Origin of the sequence: Streptomyces caniferus (genome assembly GCF_009811555.1) — a bacterium.
In the GTDB taxonomy this organism is placed as follows: Bacteria; Actinomycetota; Actinomycetes; order Streptomycetales; family Streptomycetaceae; genus Streptomyces; species Streptomyces caniferus.
Genome location: NZ_BLIN01000005.1, coordinates 765,841 through 784,172, shown reverse-complemented (window position 1 = coordinate 784,172; position 18,332 = coordinate 765,841). Strand labels below are relative to the sequence as shown.

Annotated in this window: 16 protein-coding genes and 1 pseudogene; 11 read left to right on the top strand and 6 right to left on the bottom strand. The window is 71.9% G+C overall.

Annotated elements, in window-relative coordinates; genetic code table 11:
• The first annotated feature begins 76 nt into the window (after positions 1-76).
• The 3 genes from Scani_RS20010 (at position 77) to Scani_RS20000 (ending at position 4,525) form a co-directional block, all read left to right on the top strand.
• Entirely contained in the window at positions 77-1,252 is a 1,176-nt protein-coding gene (locus Scani_RS20010; RefSeq protein WP_246296037.1) for an EfeM/EfeO family lipoprotein, read from the top strand.
• Between the two features lie 5 nt (positions 1,253-1,257).
• Entirely contained in the window at positions 1,258-2,508 is a 1,251-nt protein-coding gene (gene efeB / locus Scani_RS20005; RefSeq protein WP_159482243.1) for an iron uptake transporter deferrochelatase/peroxidase subunit, read from the top strand.
• A 172-nt stretch (positions 2,509-2,680) separates the two neighbouring features.
• Complete coding sequence (locus Scani_RS20000) at positions 2,681-4,525, top strand: phospholipase C (protein ID WP_159478252.1); 1,845 nt, start codon at positions 2,681-2,683, stop codon at positions 4,523-4,525.
• Positions 4,526-4,652: 127 nt separating this feature from the next.
• Here the strand turns inward: Scani_RS20000 and rox are convergent, their stop codons facing one another.
• Positions 4,653-6,104: a rifampin monooxygenase gene (gene rox, locus Scani_RS19995; RefSeq protein WP_159478249.1), complete on the bottom strand. Its 1,452-nt coding sequence runs from the start codon at positions 6,102-6,104 to the stop codon at positions 4,653-4,655.
• A 712-nt stretch (positions 6,105-6,816) separates the two neighbouring features.
• On the opposite strand from rox, the gene Scani_RS19990 reads away from it, so the two are divergent.
• Positions 6,817-7,179 (top strand): hypothetical protein, encoded by a 363-nt coding sequence (locus tag Scani_RS19990; RefSeq protein ID WP_159478246.1) that lies wholly within the window; start codon positions 6,817-6,819, stop codon positions 7,177-7,179.
• A gap of 148 nt (positions 7,180-7,327) precedes the next feature.
• Here the strand turns inward: Scani_RS19990 and Scani_RS19985 are convergent, their stop codons facing one another.
• A complete protein-coding gene (locus Scani_RS19985) occupies positions 7,328-7,732 on the bottom strand; it encodes a VOC family protein (protein ID WP_159478243.1) in 405 nt (134 codons plus the stop codon).
• Between the two features lie 350 nt (positions 7,733-8,082).
• On the opposite strand from Scani_RS19985, the gene Scani_RS19980 reads away from it, so the two are divergent.
• Positions 8,083-8,460, top strand: coding sequence for a GvpU-like protein (locus tag Scani_RS19980; RefSeq protein ID WP_159478240.1), 378 nt, complete (start codon positions 8,083-8,085; stop codon positions 8,458-8,460).
• Positions 8,461-8,670: 210 nt separating this feature from the next.
• On the opposite strand, the gene Scani_RS19975 is transcribed toward Scani_RS19980, so the two are convergent.
• The 3 genes from Scani_RS19975 to Scani_RS19965 all read right to left on the bottom strand — a co-directional run bounded on the left by Scani_RS19975 (position 8,671) and on the right by Scani_RS19965 (position 11,086).
• The gene (locus Scani_RS19975) at positions 8,671-8,985 is read right to left on the bottom strand and encodes an SCO5918 family protein (RefSeq protein ID WP_159478237.1); all 315 of its coding nucleotides are present in this window, start codon (positions 8,983-8,985) and stop codon (positions 8,671-8,673) included.
• A gap of 54 nt (positions 8,986-9,039) precedes the next feature.
• A complete protein-coding gene (locus tag Scani_RS19970) occupies positions 9,040-10,539 on the bottom strand; it encodes a DEAD/DEAH box helicase (RefSeq protein ID WP_159478234.1) in 1,500 nt (499 codons plus the stop codon).
• Between the two features lie 343 nt (positions 10,540-10,882).
• Positions 10,883-11,086, bottom strand: a complete 204-nt coding sequence (locus Scani_RS19965) for a cold-shock protein (RefSeq protein WP_055568178.1) — start codon at positions 11,084-11,086, stop codon at positions 10,883-10,885.
• A 781-nt stretch (positions 11,087-11,867) separates the two neighbouring features.
• On the opposite strand from Scani_RS19965, the pseudogene Scani_RS42190 reads away from it, so the two are divergent.
• The 5 genes and pseudogenes from Scani_RS42190 to Scani_RS41995 all read left to right on the top strand — a co-directional run.
• A pseudogene (locus Scani_RS42190) lies at positions 11,868-12,005 on the top strand (MerR family transcriptional regulator); the annotation flags it as partial.
• Positions 12,006-12,248: 243 nt separating this feature from the next.
• Positions 12,249-13,145 carry a universal stress protein gene (locus tag Scani_RS19955; protein WP_159478231.1) on the top strand — a complete coding sequence of 299 codons (897 nt, stop codon included), beginning with the start codon at positions 12,249-12,251 and terminating at the stop codon, positions 13,143-13,145.
• Positions 13,146-13,301: 156 nt separating this feature from the next.
• Positions 13,302-13,928 (top strand): CBS domain-containing protein, encoded by a 627-nt coding sequence (locus tag Scani_RS19950; protein WP_159478227.1) that lies wholly within the window; start codon positions 13,302-13,304, stop codon positions 13,926-13,928.
• 134 nt (positions 13,929-14,062) lie between these two features.
• Positions 14,063-15,403, top strand: coding sequence for a molybdopterin-dependent oxidoreductase (locus Scani_RS19945; protein WP_159478206.1), 1,341 nt, complete (start codon positions 14,063-14,065; stop codon positions 15,401-15,403).
• On the top strand, positions 15,400-16,113 hold the full coding sequence (locus Scani_RS41995) for a hypothetical protein (protein ID WP_308686581.1): 714 nt from the start codon (positions 15,400-15,402) through the stop codon (positions 16,111-16,113). The genes Scani_RS19945 and Scani_RS41995 overlap by 4 nt, the downstream gene beginning before the upstream one ends.
• Positions 16,114-16,167: 54 nt before the next feature.
• Here the strand turns inward: Scani_RS41995 and Scani_RS19935 are convergent, their stop codons facing one another.
• Positions 16,168-17,541 (bottom strand): hypothetical protein, encoded by a 1,374-nt coding sequence (locus Scani_RS19935; protein ID WP_371872358.1) that lies wholly within the window; start codon positions 17,539-17,541, stop codon positions 16,168-16,170.
• Between the two features lie 137 nt (positions 17,542-17,678).
• Here Scani_RS19935 and Scani_RS19930 point away from each other — a divergent pair, with 137 nt between their 5' ends.
• Positions 17,679-18,110, top strand: a complete 432-nt coding sequence (locus Scani_RS19930) for an SRPBCC family protein (protein ID WP_159478200.1) — start codon at positions 17,679-17,681, stop codon at positions 18,108-18,110.
• The last annotated feature ends 222 nt before the right edge of the window (positions 18,111-18,332 follow it).

The window sequence follows — 18,332 nt, the reverse complement described above, 5'->3', positions numbered from 1 at the left end:
CGACCGCGTGGCGTGAACGACCTCCGGGAGGCTCGGAGTGCCGCCATCCGGCCTCGACACACTGCGTTCCCCTCGTGTGTGGACCGTCGCCTGCGTCCTCCTCGGTGGCGGCCTGCTGACGGCGCTGGCACTGGCCTGCGCCCCGGAGGACGGCGCGCGACAGGGGACCACCGCGGCGGACGGGCTGCGGCGCACCACCGTCGAGGTGTCGCCGGGCCACTGCGGCCGCGGGTGGGCGAAGGGCCGGCCCGGCACCCAGGTCTTCGATCTGCACAACACCTCCGACGCCGCGGCCGAGGTGTACCTCGAGTCCCCGCGCAGCGGCGCGGTGTACGGCGAGGTGGAGGGCCTCGGCCCCGGAACCACGCGGCACCTGCGGGTCCGGCTGGGCCGGGGCTCGTACGCCTTCATGTGCCTGCCGGACGACGCCGACGCGGTCACCGGCCCCACCGTCCGCATCGACGGCGACGGTCGCTCCGGGCCGGCGGCGGCCCCGGTCACCGAGCACGATCTGATCCCCCCGGCGCTGGACTATCAACAGTGGGTCGCGGGCGGCCTGGACGAGCTCGTCGGCCGGACCGGGACGCTGCGGGCCGCCGTGGCGCGGGGGGATCTGGCGGGGGCCCGGGAGACCTGGCTGCCCGCGCACCTCGCCTATGAACGGCTGGGCGCGGCCTACGGCGCGTTCGGCGACGCGGACCAGCAGATCAACGGCACGAGCGCGGGGCTGCGGGGCGGCGACCGGGACCCGGCGTTCAGCGGATTCCACCGCATCGAGTACGGGCTCTGGCACGGGCAGTCCGCCGCCGGCTTGCGCGCACCGGCCGCCGCACTCGACGGCGCCGTGCGCAAGCTGCGGGACGACTGGGCGCAGACCCGGATGGAACCGGCGGACCTCGGCCTGCGGGCCCACGAGATCCTGGAGGACACGCTGCAGTTCGAGCTGACCGGGCGGACCGACTACGGCAGCGGCACCAACCTCGCCACCGCCCGCGCCCACCTCGACGCCACCCGGGCCGTCCTCACCCGGCTGCGCCCCCTGCTGGTCACCCGGTACCCCGGTCTGCCGCACGTGGAAAGCGAGTTGAGCCGGGCACAGCGGCTGCTCGACGGCTTCCGGAAGGACGGACGGTGGACGGCGCTGCGCCATCTGGACCGCACCGAGCGGGAACGGATCGACGCGGTGCTCGGAGACCTGGTGGAACGGCTGGCGTCGGTGGCGACGCTGTGCGATGCGCGGAGAACGGTATGAGGGACATGAGCGGTGTCGGCAGGCGGGGGTTCCTCCGGGGAGCGGCGCTCGCGGGGGCCGGACTCGCGGCCGGCGGGGCCGCGCCCGCCGACGGCCCGCCCCGGGCCGGCGAACCGACCCTGATGACCGGTCCGGGGCCGATTGCCGGTGCCTCCCCCCGCATGGCCTTCCACGGTCCGCACCAGGCATCGGTGCTCGCGCCGCCCCGCCGGGTCACGGCATTCACCGCGTTCGACGTGACCGCGGAGAACCGCCGGGACCTGGCCGAGCTGCTGCGTACCGTCACCGCCCGAGCCCGGTTCCTGACCGGCGGCGGCGTACCGGCGTCGGTCGGCGTCACCGGCCCGCCCACCGACTCGGGCCTCCTGGGACCGCAGGTCCCCGCGGGCGGGCTGTCGGTGACGCTCGCCGTGGGAGCGGCGCTGTTCGACGACCGCTTCGGGCTGCACGGACGCGCGCCCCGCCGGCTGACCCCCATGCCCTCCTTCCCCGACGACGACCTGCGGCCCGACTGGTGCCACGGCGACCTCAGCCTCCAGCTGTGCGCGGACGACATGGACACCGTGCTGCACGCCTTGCGCGATATCGCCCGCCACACCAGGGGCGGTATGCAGGTGCGCTGGCGCCTCGACGGCTTCACCAGCCCGCCCCGGCCGTCCGGTACGCCGCGCAACCTCATGGGCTTCAAGGACGGGACGGCCAACCCCGACGCCCGGGCCGCCCGGGAGATGGACCGGCTGGTGTGGGTCGGACCGCGGGCCGGTGAACCGGAGTGGGCGGTCGGCGGCAGCTACCAAGTGGTGCGGCTGATCCGCATGCTGGTGGAGTTCTGGGACCGGGTGTCGCTGACCGAACAGGAGCGCATGTTCGGCCGCGCCCGGGAGACCGGCGCACCGCTGGACGGCAACCGCGAACAGGACACCCCCGATTACCCCGCCGACCCCAAGGGCGAGGTGATCCCCCTGGACAGCCACATCCGGCTGGCCAACCCCCGCACCCCGTCCACCGCCGGCCAGCGGCTCCTGCGCCGGGCGTACAACTACGACAGGGGCGTGGACAGCAACGGCAATCTCGACATGGGCCTGCTGTTCTGCTGCTACCAGCAGGACCTTGCCCGCCAGTTCGAGACGGTACAACGCAGGCTGGCCGGCGAGCCGTTGACCGACTACATCACGCCCTTCGGCGGCGGCTACTTCTACGCGCTGCCGGGCGTGCGCGACGAGACGGACTGGTACGGCCGGGCCCTGCTGGTCTGATCGGCGCACGCCGCGGGGCGACGAAGGGTCAATACCCGGTCAAGGTTTGTCCTGGCATACCTGACTCACTGTTCACTCCAGCGTCATGATGTCTCTGCCGGACCGCCGTTCGCCCGGCAGAGCATCCCGCCCGTACAGCACCATCACATCCCTGCCCGGAGGGTGAACCAGCATGGCCAGTAGGGGAAGACGAGCAGCGACACGGAGCCTGGCCCTCACGGGTGCCGCGGCTCTGGCGGCCCTGGGCGCATGCGCGCCCTCATGGGCCGCCGGCCCCCACCACCCCGATTCCTCCCGTACGGCCACCCCCGTCAAGCATGTGGTCGTGCTCTTCGACGAGAACATCTCGTTCGACCACTACTTCGCGACCTACCCGAAGGCCGCCAACACCGACGGGACCAGGTTCACCCCCTCCCCGCACACGCCCCGCACGATCGACAACCTGCGCACCGCCGGACTGCTGGAGCACAACCCCAACCAGTACGCGCCCAAGCGGCTCACCCCGGAGCAGGCCATGACCTGCGACCAGACCCACGACTACGGGCCCGAGCAGTACGCGTACAACGGCGGCAAGGCCGACCAGTTCGTCCAGAACACCGACTCCGGCAAGTGCTCCGGCGGCCTCTTCGGCGAGCCCGGCCTGGTGATGGACTACTACGACGGCAACACCGTCACCGGCCTGTGGAACTACGCCCAGCACTACGCCCTCAACGACCGCTCCTTCAGCTCGGTCTACGGCCCCTCCACACCGGGCGCCCTCAACCTGGTCTCCGGACAGACCCACGGCGTCGTCTCCATGGACCCCGCCTCCGGCACCGAGAACCCCCGGCAGACCGCCACCCCCGACCCGCATGCCGTGCAGTCACCCGACGCACAGGGCGTCGGCACGATCGTCAACGACCCGGACCCGGCGTACGACGACTGCTCCGACAAGGACCACACCAGCACCAACGCGGTCGCCGCCATGAAGGGGCGCAACATCGGCGACGTCCTCAACACCCGCCATGTCAGCTGGGGCTGGTTCCAGGGCGGCTTCCGGCCCAGCACCGGGTGGGACGGCCGGCCGGGCCACTACGCCAAGTGCGGCGGGACCACCCACACCAACGTCGGGGGAGCCGCGGTCGTCGACTACAGCCCGCACCACTCGCCGTTCGAGTACTACAAGTCGACGTCCAACCCGCACCACCTGCCGCCGAAGAGCGTCGACGAGGTCGGTCACGCCGGACGGGCCAACCACAACTACGACCTGACCGACTTCGATGCGGTCCTCAAGGCGGGCAAGCTGCCGGCCGTCAGCTTCCTCAAGGCCCCCGAGTACCAGGACGCGCACGCCTCCTACTCCGACCCGATCGACGAACAGCACTTCCTCGTCGACCGGATCAACCGCATCCAGCAGTCCCCGCAGTGGAAGGACACCGCCATCGTCGTCGCCTATGACGACTCCGACGGCTGGTACGACCACACCTTCGTCAAGCCCCGCAACGGTTCCAAGGACACCTCGAAGGGCTCCAACGGCAAGGCCACCGACAGCCCGGCCTGCCAGGCAGGTCCCGCGGCCGCCGGCGGCTACGCGGACCGCTGCGGCCCCGGAACCCGGCAGCCGCTGCTGGTCATCTCCCCGTACAGCAAGGTCAACAAGATCGACCACACCCGGACCGAGCAGACCTCGATCATCAAGTTCATCGAGCACAACTGGCACACCGGCCGGATCGGCGACGCGTCCTTCGACACCCGGGCCGGCTCGCTGAACGGCATGTTCGACTTCCGGCACCCCAACAACAAGCAGGTGCTGCTCAACGCGGACGGCTCGGTCAAGTCGACCGGCCCGATCCGCCATGTCGCACCGGTCGCCACGACCATCGACCCGGGCCCCGCACTGCAGAACCTGGCCTCGGCCGACGACTCGTCCGGCCTGCCCGTGCTCCCGGCGGCCGTCGGCGCGGCAGTGGTGGCGGCGGGCGTCACCGGCACCGTCCTGGTACTCCGCCGCCGCAAGGAGCCGCACTGGACCGTCTGATCCGTCAGGGGTGGGGGCTCTCGGGCCCCCACCCCGACCGCGGGGGTGGGTCCGCCGCACCGCACGGAGCGGCCCGAAGGCCGCGAGGCGAGCCGACGACCCTGCCCCCGCTTCGGCTGTGCCGCGCTCAGTCGGCGGAAGGACCGAACCACTGCGGCAGCCGGTCGGTCAGATCCTGCTGATCCTCACCGACCCACGCCACATGCCCGTCCGGCCGCAGCAGCACCGCGGGCACGTCCAACTCCTCGCTGACGTCGACGACGTGGTCGACCCGGTCCGTCCAGCCCGCGACCGAGAGCCGGCCGGTCTGGTCCAGCAACAGCCCGCGTCCGCCGTGCATCAGCTCGTAGAGGCGACCGCGCTTCAGCCCGATGTCCCGCAGCCGACGGCCGAGCAGTTCATGTCCCTCGCCGAAGTCGTAGCGGACCCCGATCGCGATGATCTTCTCCGTCAGCAGCCGGTTCACCTCCTCGAACTCCATCAGTTCCGACAGCAGCCGGCGCACTGCCCGGGGACCCGGTTCGGTGGACATCAGCTCCATCTGCGCGCGGGTGTTGTCCAGTACGGCGGCGGCCACCGGATGCCGTTCGGTGTGGTAGCTGTCCAACAGCCCCTCCGGTGCCCAGCCGCCGACCGCGGCGGCCAGTTTCCAGCCGAGGTTGAACGCGTCCTGGATACCGAGGTTGAGGCCCTGACCGCCGGTCGGCGGGTGGATGTGCGCCGCGTCGCCGGCCAGCAGCACCCGCCCGCTCCGGTACCGCTCGGCCAGCCTCGTGGCGTCACCGAAACGGGAGAGCCAGCGAGGTGAGTGCACGCCGAAGTCGGTGCCGGCGAACGCCCGCAGCTGCCGCTTGAAGTCATCGAGAACCGGCGGGACCGCGCGGTCCTCGGCCACCCCGTCGGCCGGCACGACGACACGGTGGAACCCGTCCCCGAGGGGCATGGCGCCGAACCGCACCTGGGTCTTGCGGACTTCTTCCGTCACGGCGGCCAGCTCTTCCGGCGATGCGGCCACCTGCATCTCGCCCAGCAGCGTCTCGACCGTGGCGGGCTCACCGGGGAAGCCGATGCCGAGCAGCTTGCGCACCGTGCTGCGACCGCCGTCGCAGCCGACGAGGTAGCGCGAGCGCAACCGCGTGCCTTCCCCGCCGGCGGGGGTACCCCCAGTGGCCAGCTCGACGGTCACCCCGTCGTCGTCCTGGCTCAGCCCGGCCAGTTCGCAGCCGCGCCGGATCTCCACGCCGGCCTCGACGGCGTGCTCGGTCAGCAGCCGGTCGGTGAGGGGCTGCGGGATGCCGAGCACGTACGGATGCGCGGTGTCCAGCCGGTCCGGCGACGGCTTGGCGATACCGGCGAAGAACCCACCGACCGGGTACTGCTTACCGAGCGCGAGGAACCGCTCCAGCAGACCGCGCTGGTCCAGCACCTCGATGCTCCGCGCGTGCAGGCCGAGCGCCCGGACGATCTTGGTCGGCTCCGCCTCCCGCTCCAGCACGACCACCTGCACACCGTGCAGCCGCAATTCGCAGGCCAGCATCAGGCCGGTCGGTCCGCCGCCGGCAATGATCACGTCAATCATCACAACCCCCATGTGTTTCCGCAGGTCCTGCGCTTAGGAGGGTGATTGTGCGGTACCACCGGGGCCTTGCCGCAAGGCCCCCCATGCGCTATACCTTGAGAGTGGCAAGGAGTGGACGACCTCCTTGCCTTTGCTTTTTCTCGCCCTCTGCGGACGGACCATCTCCCCGCAGAGCGCAGCCGCGCCGCCCAAGGCCGAAGCAAGCAGCCCGATATCAGGCGAGCCGGGCGTACGGCAGCAGGCGCGGGATGGACGCCACCCGTGCGGCAAGGACCGGGCTGATTCGCCCCGGCCCCGGGTGTCCCTTCGGACGGGTACCAGGAGGCGGAGCCGCGTACCAGCGTTCCACCTGCCGGCCGGACCGACGAGAGGTCCGCATCGGCGGAACCCGGTGCCCGGCAACGGGCTCTCGCCCTCACGGAGAGGGATCGTGCGGCTGCGTACCGCGTCCGGGGCGCGCCGGGCGGCAGCGGCGCACGGTCCCGGCCGGGCCTCTTGCCGCGCCCGGCCTGAGATGCGGATGATCCGGTCGGCCCGCAGGCTGGACGTGGGGGAGCGTTCGCCACATGGGTCACTGCGGCATGGGCACGGAGCCTGAGCCGGAGGCTCGCCGGGCGCAAGGGCTTGCCGCCCACTGCGCGGGCTCGTCGCTCGCCGCGGGGGCGCAGCAGGCCGGCGCCGCCCGTCGGTGACGCCAACCAAGGGAGCAGACATGACAAAGGACCGGAAGTCGCACCCGCGGATGGGTGAGGGCCCGAGCAGGCACAAGGAGACCGAGCAGCACGGCTGGTCGCCCGATGTCGATCAGACCGAGCAGCAGAAGAACGAGAGTGCGCACAAATCGTTCCACCCCGAGCGCCATGCGCCCGAGAAGGACACCAGCAAGGAGACGTCGGGGCGGGAAAAGGTGCCGCCGGCGAGCGAGGTCAAGAGCGAGTCGCGCAGCGGCGAGAAGCTCGCTGCCGAGTCCGACGAGAAGGGCATGCGGGACATGGGGCCGAAGGGGCCTTCGCGCAGGCCCAGCGGGGGCAAGGACGCCGAGGCCCATACGGGCGTCGACCCGCAGAACCCTTGAGGCTACGAGCTACGAGCCACGTACGGGCCACTACGCGCCACGGGCTGCCGCACCGTCCTCGATGCGTTCTGAGCCGACCGTCCGTGCCGACCGCGCGGGCCGGGACCCTGGGCGAGGGTCCCGGCCCGCGGCTCGTCGACGGCGCGCTTCAGTTCGCCTGCCCCAGAGCGTGCCCCTCGCTCGCGGCGAGAACGAAGGGGTGGCCGGCGGGGTCCGAGTAGCGGCGTGCGTCGTACGGCCCGCCGTTCTCCCGGGTCTGCAACGGCCGTGCTCCCAGGCTGACCGCCTCGCGCTCCGCCTCGTCCATGTTGTCCTGCGGGACGAGGAAGTGCAGATGAGCCTGTTGTGAGTCGTCGGGTCGGGGCCAACTGGGCGGCGCGGCACCGCGGTCCCGCCGTATCGCGAGGTGGACGGTGCCGCCCTCGACGACTTCGATGTAGTCCGGGCTGGTACCGATCCGGACTTCTCCGCCGAGGAATTGTGCGTAGAAGTCAGCCAGCGCCGCCGGCTCCGCGCAATCCAGTACCAGGACGCTGGTCTTGGCTATGGCCATCCGCTTCCCTTCCTGTCAACGGGCGCCCGCCCATCTCTTCGGACCGGTACCCCGTCAAGGCTCCGGCACTCCGGGGAAGGGGGTGATGCCACGCGTCGGGCGGCGGTGGTCCATGCTGTCGAGCGCCGTCACGTCCTGCTGGGGCACGGGAGTCAACAGGAGTCACACGGCGGCCGTACCGTCGTCTCACGGGGGTCGTGCGGCCGTCTAACGAGGGCCGTACCGCCGTCTCAGGAGAGCCATGCGGCCGTCATACGAGAGCCGTACGAGTGTCAGGAGGGCATCGTGGGGCGATTGCCCGCCGCCGGGTGTGCTGCCAACGGCTGGTCGCGGCAGTAAAGTCTGCTCCCATGTCGAAGCCCGACGAGCTGCTTGTCGACATCGCCACCATGGTGGAGTCGGAGCAGAGCAATCAGATGTCTCTCACTGTCGTTGTCCAAGGCGCGGTCCTCACCGGACGGTTGGCGCCCGAGGTCGTGTGGCGGCAACGCGTGGCCGAGGTGCTGGAGCAGTCGGAACGGCTGGGGCCGTTCTCCGCGCTCTTCTCCTCGGCCGGTACCCACTCGCGCTCGCCCCGGGGGAGCGGTCCGCCCACGCATCTGCACTTCCATGTAGCGAGGATCCTGCAGGGAAGCCTCGGCCTGCCCGAGACCGGCGGGATGTACCGCGTCGCGATCAAGGATGTGAGCGCCTGGACGGTGGGCGACTTCCGCTACTCCGACCGCTGATCGCTGATCGCTGACGAGAACGTCAAGCCCCATGACGCATGACGGCATGACTCAAGACGCCATGACTCATGACGGAATGACGGCACGACGCATGACGGCCTGACTGAGGCCATGACGGCTGGTCAGTCAGGCCGGTCAAGTCCGTCCCTCCGTCAGGGACAGGGGCGCTCCGGCCAGCGCGGCCGGAGCGAGCCCCTGTACCCGGCGGTGTCAGGTTTCCGGGTTCCAGTCGGGGGTTGCCGGGGCCTGGAGCAGGTCCGACGCCTCCTCGAGCGGGGTGCGGGCGGTGGGGGGCGCGGAACGGCAGGTGAAGCCGAGACGGGTCAGCGCCCGGGTCACCTCGCCGGCGGAGAAGTCACGACGGTCCTGCCGGGTGATGACCTCCCCGACCTGCTTGACGGGGTAGTGACGAGTGCCGATCTGCACGGACTCACCCGTGATGGGTTCGGGCTTGATGCCCTTCATCGCGTCCTGTACCTCGGTCTTGATCAAGTCGAAGGGGAAGCGGGCGATGACGACGCGCATAGTGCCTCTACAGGGTCGAAGAGAAGCCGGATACAGGTGGGCGGAGCGGGTGGATCAGGACGCCTTGCCGGCGGACCGCTGCCGCGGCGACGTCCCTGTCGCGGACCGGGACGATCCGGTGGACCGACGGGCCTGGGCGGAGCGGCTGCGGCGGCCGCGGGTGGAGGAGCCACTGCGCTTGGGACGCTCGACGACGGGTGCGGCGATGGTGACCGGGATTCCGGAGGGCGCCTGCGCGCCGGTGATGCGGCTCAGTTCGGCCTCCCCGGAGCGGACCTGGGTGGACTGCGGGGTGATGCCCGCGTCGGCCATCAGGCGGTCCATCTCGCGGCGCTGGTTGGGCAGGACGAGGGTGACGACGCTGCCGGACTCGCCGGCCCGGGCGGTGCGACCGCCGCGGTGCAGGTAGTCCTTGTGGTCCGTGGGCGGGTCGACGTTGACGACGAGGTCGAGGTTGTCGACGTGGATGCCGCGGGCCGCGACGTTGGTGGCCACCAGGACCGTGACCTGGCCGGTCTTGAACTGGGCCAGGGTGCGGGTGCGCTGGGGCTGGGACTTGCCGCCGTGCAGGGCAGCGGCGCGCACGCCGCTGTTCAGCAGGTGCTTGGTGAGCTTGTCCACGGCGCGCTTGGTGTCCAGGAACATGATCGACCGGCCTTCGCGGGCGGCGATCTCCGTGGTCGTGGCGTGCTTGTCGGCGTCGCGGACGTGCAGCAGGTGGTGCTCCATCGTCGTGACGGCGCCCGCCGAGGGGTCGACGGAGTGGACCACGGGGTCGGTCAGGTAGCGCCGGACCAGCAGGTCCACGTTGCGGTCCAGGGTGGCCGAGAACAGCATCCGCTGCCCCTCGGGACGGACCTGGTCGAGCAGCGCGGTGACCTGGGGCATGAAGCCCATGTCGGCCATCTGGTCGGCCTCGTCCAGCACGGTGATGGCGACCTGGTTCAGCCGGCAGTCACCGCGGCCGATGAGGTCCTTGAGCCGTCCCGGCGTCGCGACGACCACCTCGGCCCCACCGCGCAGCGCGCTTGCCTGCCGGCCGATCGACATCCCGCCGACGACCGTGGCCATCCGCAGCGACAGCGACCGGGCGTAGGGGGTGAGCGCGTCGGTGACCTGCTGGGCCAGCTCGCGGGTGGGCACCAGCACCAGGGCGAGCGGGCGTCCGGGCTCGGCGCGCTGACCGGCGGTACGGGCCAGCAGGGCCAGACCGAAGGCGAGCGTCTTGCCCGAGCCGGTGCGCCCACGGCCCAGCACGTCGCGTCCGGCCAGTGAATTCGGCAGCGTGGCGCCCTGGATGGGGAAGGGGGTCGTCACACCTTCCGCGGTCAGCGACGCCAGCAGCGCGGGCGGCATGTCCAGTTCGGCGAAGCTCTCGGCCGGGGGCAGGGCGGGGGTGTGCGTGACGGGCAGCGCGAACTCTCCCGGCCGTGCGGCGGGGCGACGCCGCTGGCCACCGGAGCGGTTCGACGCCTGCGAGCGGGAGCCGCCACGGCCGGAGCCGGCGGAGCGGTTACGGGAGGAGCGGTCGTTCGGGCGAGCGGTGCGGTTCATGAAGAACCTTCCTCGATGCGGTACGTCGAAGAATTCCCGGCAGCAATGAGCCACACACAAAAGAATCGCAGAACGGACCGGAGAAAACAGATGGAACGAGGCGGGGCGGAATTGACCGCCGGCGCGTGAAAATGTGTCGTCGCACAGAGCGACGAGCACGGTGCCGGAGCACGGAACTGGACGGACTGCCGTTCTGCCGCAGCGCACTGCGGTTCGGCGCCGATCAGGCTGCCCCTTGTCGCTCGTGCGGCCGCGACGGCACGCACAGCGCATTCCGCAAAGGGCAACGCGCTGGGGCCCGCACCCAAGGTGCGGGCCCCAGCTGCGGTGTTACGCGTCAGCGTCAGGCGGGGACGATGTTCTCGGCCTGCGGGCCCTTCTGGCCCTGCGTGACGTCGAAGGTCACCTTCTGGCCCTCCTGCAGCTCACGGAAGCCCTGGGTGGCGATGTTCGAGTAGTGGGCGAACACGTCAGCGCCGCCACCCTCCTGCTCGATGAAGCCGAAACCCTTTTCCGAGTTGAACCACTTCACGGTGCCAGTAGCCATGTCATATCTCCTTCGGGGCAGTGCCCGGGGCCGCACTGTGCGGACCCCGCGTCGCCGCGATGATTGCCCCTCCGGAAAGTCCGGAAATACAAAAGCACTCCAACCGGCCTGGAAAGCCGACGAGGTAGCGTGAAGTCTTTGGGAACCACAACTGCAACTGAGATCGACAGTAGCACGGCACCAGCAGCGCTGCGCGGCTGTTGCACCCGGCATTTCCGGCGGCCGAAAACCCCTACCGGCGTGGCAGGTATTTCTGTCGTTGCGGCACGAGATATTCACCAGCGGCGCACCGAACGTCGGGCCGTTCGAAGCCGGCCCGACGCCCACTCCTGCCACGGTGCGTACCCGTGCGCGGCCGGTCCGTCCCCTGCTCGCCTGCGGCCGGTCGTACGCCGACCGACGAGCCGCTCGACCCTCGCTCGGTGGCGGTGCGGGCGCGAGCCGGTCCCGGCCCCCTCCTCCGCTTTCCCGGCTCGCCGGCCCCACGTCCCGGGACGGCCTGCCGAGGCGCAGGAAGTCTATGCCAGCCGCGATAGATATTCGAAATTCAAGTGGCTAATATTTCTCTGGTGGTCAACGAAATTTCCTGCTGTCCCGGGATGCCCCGCCGGGGTATCCGAGGGCTCGGACCCGAAGCGGGGCGCGGCGGAGCGGTCGGGCCGGTGCACGGCGTCGGCAGGTGGCGTTGGCCTCGGGGCCCGGTGCCGTACGCGCCAGGGCCCTTCGACGCGTCCAGCAGAGAGGTGCAAGGGACCCGAGGGTCCCGATCCCCGCGTACGCCATGGGGCGTGCCGCGGAGATGATCGGCACGACGCCCGCCTTCCTGCGGGCGGTGGGCGACGCCGAACTCATCGTTCCGCTCCGAGGGCGGCCGGCGTCCACGGCCCGCCGGAGCTCCGGAGCGGCACCGAGGGCTCGCAGGTGTCACCGTGCCGCGGTCTGCGCGGCCCGTACGGCCTGCGGGCTCCGGCGATCGGAGCCACGATGGGGGCAGGACAGCGGAGACGTCGTAGCCGGTCGAAACGGCGTCGTGAGCGATGCCGCGGGCTTCCCGCCGCAGCGGCCGGGACCGGGTGTCCCGGCTCGGTGATCATGAGGTCGTCCGGCGCGGTGCGGCGGACCTGCCCGGTCCGTCGGGGGCGGCGCGGCTGAGGAGCGGACCATGGAGCCGGATGTCATCACCGTCGGACTCGACGGCTCGCCGGCGAGCCTGGCGGCCGCGCGCTGGGCCGCCGACGAAGCCGACCGGCGGCAGGCGGTGCTACGGCTGCTCCACGCGTGGATACTGCTGGCCGCCGAGGCGCCGGATTCGCCGCCGGACCGCGACCGGAACGCCGGCGCCCGGCAGCTCGTGCGCCGGGCCCGGGACGAGGTGAGGGAACGCCATCCGCGGCTGCAGATCATCGAGGACCTGGTGGGCGCGGAGGCCGAACCGGCGCTGCTGGGCGCGGCCGGCGAATCGCAGATGATCGTGCTCGGATCGCGGGCGCTCGGGCCGTGGGAGAGCTATGTCCTCGGCGATGTGAGTCTGAACGTCGTGGGCCGGGCCAAGGGGCCGGTGGTTCTCGTCCGGGAGGGCGGGCGCGCGGCATCGCCGCGGCGCGAGGGGGCGGACGGCCTGCCACCCGCCCCCGAAGCGCGGGTCGTGGCCGGCCTCAGCCTCAACGGCCCGTGCGACCGGACGCTCGACTTCGCCTTCGACGCCGCGGCGCGCCGGGGGCTTTCGCTGCAGGCCGTGCACGGGCGTCCGCTCCCCGTGCACGCCTACACCCCGTGGGGCCTGGACCCGGATGCCGCGACGGAACTCGCCAAAGAGGCGGACGTCGAGCTGCAGGACGCGCTGAGCCCGTGGTGCGAGCGGTTTCCCGAGGTGCTGGTCCAGCGGACCGTGCTGCCCGAGAGCCCGTCCCGGGCGCTGGTCCAATCGGTCTTCGGGGCCGAACTGCTGGTGGTGGGCCGCCGGCTGCACCGGCCCCCGCTCGCGCCACGCCTCGGCCCGGTGGCACATGCCGCCCTCCACCATGTGACCTGCCCGATCGCGGTGATCGCGCACGAGTGAGCGGGCCCGTACGGGCGAGCGCGAGCCGTGGACGCGCCGGACCCGCTGCGTTCTGCGCACGCTTCACCGGTGCGAGGCAGGCTTGTCCGTACCGGACTCCCCGCCCGTGCGGCCGACGGGATCCGGCCCGTGCACAACCGGAGGGACTGGCCCACCATGAGGCACCGCCGCGTCGCCGACCTGATGACGCCCCAAGCCGTCGTCGTCCAGCGGGGCACGCCGTTCAAGGAGATCGCGCGCCTGCTCGACGAGTACGACATCACCGCCGTCCCCGTCCTCGACGAGGACGAGCGGCCGGTGGGGGTGGTCTCCGAAGCCGATCTGCTGCGCAGGCAGCTCGCGAAGCTCGGGGCGACCACCGCCGAAGCGATCATGACGAGCCCCGCGGTGGTGGCGCGGCCCGGTTGGAGCGTCGTCGAGGCGGCCAGGACCATGGAGAAGAAGAGGGTCAAGCGGCTGCCCGTGGTCGACGACTTCGGCCGTCTCGTCGGTGTGATCAGCCGCAGTGACCTGGTGCGGCTGTTCCTGCGCCGGGACCGCGCCATTCAGGAGGAGGTGCTGGAGGAGGTGCTGACGCGGACGCTCGGGGTCTCCCCGTCCGCGGTCACGGTCGATGTCGCCGACGGCACCGTGACGCTCACCGGCACCCTGGACCACCGGAGCCTGGTCACCATCGCCGTGCGGCTGTGCGAAAGCGTCGACGGGGTGGTCGAGGTGGTCGACCGGCTCGGCTACCTGCGGGACGACACCGCCGTGCGGGAGCAGGAGGGCGAGGCGCAGTAGCGCGTACGCGGCATGCGGCATGGGGTGTCCGGCGACTGGTAGATCGTCATGGTTCGTGCCGTATGCGCACTTTGCCGCCTATCTTGTCCCTGCGCGGCCGGGCCGAGCCGCCCCGGACACGGTGAAGGGATGCCATGGAGCCGAGCGACCACGACGACGGGCCGCACCACCCCGCCCCCGGCCGCCGCCCTCGCCTGCCGGGCGGTCCGCCGCCCGGCCCGGCGCGCCCCGCCTTCTGGCGCAGCCCGCTGCGCGGACCGTGGCTGACCTCGGTGTTCGGAGTGCTCCTGCTCGTCGGCATCCCCGTGCTGTTCGTGACCGGACTGCTGTCCTACGCCGCCTACAACCCCGATCTGGCCCCGGGCAACGACCAGACACCGGGGAAGGGCTGGCTCGGCTTCTACCTGTTCTCCTGGCCGACCAGCCCGTACTGGCTCTACCGCCTCACCCAGGGCGTCCACGTCACGCTCGGCGTGGTGCTGATCCCCGTCCTGCTGGCGAAGCTGTGGTCGGTCCTCCCGAAGCTGTTCTCCTGGCCGCCGCTGCGCTCCCCGAGCCATGCGCTGGAACGGCTGTCGCTGCTGCTCCTCGTGGGCGGGGCGCTGTTCGAGTTCGTCACCGGCGTGCTGAACATCCAGCTGCACTACATCTTCCCGGGCTCCTTCTACACCCTGCATTTCTACGGTGCATGGATCTTCACCGGGGCGTTCGTCGTCCATATCGCGTTCCGTCTCCCGGTGATGGCGAAGGCCCTGCGCAGCCGCCGGCTGGGTACCGAGCTGCGCACCCCGGCCGCCCGGACGGTGAGCGAACCGGCCGACGACACCGGGCTGGTGACCCCGCACCCCGCGCCTCCCACCACATCGCGGCGCGGGGCTCTCGGCCTGGTGGGCGCGGGGTCCCTGAGCCTGCTCCTCGTCACGGCGGGGCAGAGCATCGGCGGTTCGCTGCGCGGCACCGCGCTGCTGGCTCCGCGCGGCCAGGAGCCGGGGCAGGGGCCCAATGGTTTCCAGATCAACAAGACCGCGGCGAGCGTGGGGATCCGGGCCCGCGACATCGGGCCCGACTGGCGGCTGGTGGTGCGGGGCAACGGCCGGGAGAAGATCCTCACCCGCGCGCAGGTCCTGGCCCTGCCCCAGCGCACGGCCGCCCTGCCCATCGCCTGCGTCGAGGGCTGGTCCACCGACGACCAGCACTGGAGCGGCGTCCGGCTGACCGACCTCGCCGCGCTCGTCGGCCTGCGCCACGGCCCACCGGGCGTCTTCGTCGAGTCCGTGCAGCGTGCCGGGGCCTTCCGCTCGACGCATCTGCGCGACAACCAAGTACGCGACGCCCGCTCGCTGCTGGCGCTCCGGGTCAACGGCGCCGATCTCTCCCCGGACCACGGATACCCGGCGCGCATCATCGTCCCCGCCAACCCCGGTGTGCACAACACCAAATGGGTCACCCGTCTCACCTTCGGGGGCACGGTGTGAAGGCCTTCCGCGCACGCTACGGGGCGTCGCCGCTCCACCTCCTCCTCGTCGTGTGCTCCTTCCTCCTGACGGTGTACGCGGGCGTTCGTCTGCTCACCGGAGACACCCTCGGCATCATCATCTGGTTCGTCGGCGCAGCCCTCCTGCACGACCTGGTGTTCCTGCCCCTCTACACCGTCACCGACCGTGTGGTGCAGCGCCTGAGCCGGGGCCGTCGGCGGGAGGCGGGAACCCCCGGCCCGGTGGTGGCGGGCGGGATCAACTACCTCCGGGTGCCCGCGTTCGTCGCGCTCCTGCTGCTGTTGGTGTGGTACCCGCTGATCCTGCGTCGCGTCCCGGACTTCACGCGGTACACCGCCCTGCCGTCCGGTGTCTTCTGGGGCCGCTGGTTGCTGATCGCCGCCGGGCTCTTCGCGGCCTCCGCGGTGTGTCTGCTGGTCGCGCTGTGGCGCACGCATGCGACGGGTGCACGGATCGGGGATCTCCCGCCTCCGTCCCCGCCACCGCCACCGCCACCGCCTCCGTCCCCGCCACCGCCTCCGTCCCCGCCACCGGCTCCGGGCGCGCCTCCCGCTCCGCCCGCGCCCCCGGCCGGGCCTCCATCCCCTCCGCCGCACGCGCCCCCGACTGCTCCGCCCGCCCCGCCTCCGGCCGGGCCGCCCTCTCCGCCTCCGTCCCCTCCATCGGCGCCCCGCCGCCCCGACGAGTAGGCCGCAAGCCCTTCGCACCGGTCGCCGGCGGAGGCCGGGGTCGGCGGGCCGCCGTCACCAGCCCGTGAGCAGCAGGTGGTTGACCAGCAGGGCGAGGAGGCCCTGCGCGGCCAGCCACCAGGGATGGAAGCGGCGGGGGAGCAGCGCACAGGCGGGCAGCGTCCACACCGCGAAGCCCAGCCAGATCCGTTCGGTCTCCGCCTTGCTCATCCCGGACACATCCGCGAGCAGCAGCAGGCACAGCCCGGCCGCGACCAGCACGGCGAGGGCGCCGCGTCCGGTCGGCGGCTCGCGCCGCATTCGCCGTACCGCCCGGCCCAGCGGACCAGCGGCGCGACGCAGTCCGGCGACGGTGGCCGGGCCCACGGTCACCACCTGGGCCGCCAGGTTGGCCCAGATGAAGTAGCTGTACGGGCGTACCTTCGCGGCACCTTGGTAGTACCGCTCGACGAGCGTCGTATAGCCGTCCAGCCACCAGAACCCGGCCGAGGTGAACGCCGCCACCCACACCAGCACGCCCAGCAGTACGTACGGCAACGGGCGGACCGAGCGCGCGAGCAGCAGCACCGCGGCCGCGGGGACGACGAGAAGGGTCAGGCCGTAGGAGAGGTACCAGGCCCAGCCGAGCAGCAGTCCCGCGCCCAGCGCGGCGAGGCGCGGCACCCGTGTGCTCCGCGTGGCCGCCAGGGCCAGCAGGGCGAGGGCCCAGGCGGCCACGCCCGCGAAGTAGCCGTCGGCGCTGACCCCGATCCACACCGCTGCGGGAGCCAGCACCAGGAACGAGGCGGCCCGGCGTGCCAGTTCCTCACCGCAACACGCGCGGACGGTGACCATGACGGCCGCGGTGAGGGAGGTCCCGACGGTGAGGCACCAGACGGCGGCCCAGGCACCGCCGCCCAGCCCGATCCGGTCCAGACCGACGAACGTCAGCAGCGCACCGGGCGGATGACCGGCCACATGCGCCGGCCAGATGTCGGGCGAGCCGACCAGAATGTGCCGGGTGAAGTCGCGCAGAAAGGCGCCCACGTCGTGCACGTCGTCGACGGACCGCAGGTACTCCAGGCTCGTGGTCAGCCGCTCGGCGACGCCCCGGCCCCACCCGTCCACGAGCGCCAGCGACCACGTCCAGGCCATCGCCGCGGCCCACACCGCCGGCACCAGCGCCCGCCACGGAAGCCGCCGTGCGGTCGACGGCCCGTAGACCACCACCAGCGCGGCGACGGCCACCGCCGCCGGAGTGCCGGGGCCGGCATGCGGCAGCCACCATGCGTACAACGGGGGCCAGCCCAGCCGCAGAATCCCCTCGGAACCGTAGACCGTCCGGTTGAGGACCCGCCCCACGACGGCCGCCAGTACGAACAACGCCACCGCACCCGCAACCGCCCACAGGTCACGGCGGCATGCGCGCTTCGGTGCACTCGCTGTCACGCGGCCACCGTAGGCCGGCTCGGGCCGGTCGCCCCGGGGCGACACCGGGCCCGGGGGAGCCGGGTCGCTTCCGGTTCCCGCCCGGAGCACCCTGGAGAAGTAACCGTGTAGCCGTGAACCGAGCTGTGAGGTGCCCGATGAGCACTCTCGAAGAACACATCGATATCAGCGCTCCCATCGATACGGCCTGGGACTGCCTCCACCGGGCGGAGGTCTATCCGCGCTTCCTGGACGGCGTGCGCGAGGCCCGCTCGGAGGGCGAGCACCGGACGCACCTGGACCTGGACGCGGGCGGCCGGACGCAGGGGGTCGACATCGAGATCACCGACCGCAGCATGGAGAACGTCATGATGTGGCAGACCACCAGCGGCCCCGAGCTGGCGGGCACCTTCTCCCTGCTGCCCATCGACCGCGAGCACACCCGGGTCCAGGCCCGCTTCGAGTACGACCCCGGCGAGATCAAGGACGCGTTCGGCGGGCCCCGGGGCTTCGCCCAGGCGGCGGCGATCGAACGGGGTCTGCGGAGCGACCTGCGGCAATTGAAGCAGTTGGTGGAACAGGAGCGCTGAACCGCGCGGGGCGGGAGGGGCCGGGCCGGAGCCGGTTGTCGGGCCCGGGCGGAGCCGTGGTCCGGCCGCGCCGTGGCCGCCACGTCCCGCCTTCCGCCCACAGGGTCTTCGCGCTGCGACGGTCAGGCATGTGCGAGACCCTGGGGAGGGGGAAGCGTGCCCGGCAGTGGTGACGGGGTGCGGGGAAGGGCGTGCCCGGCAGTGGTGACGCCTATCCGAGGA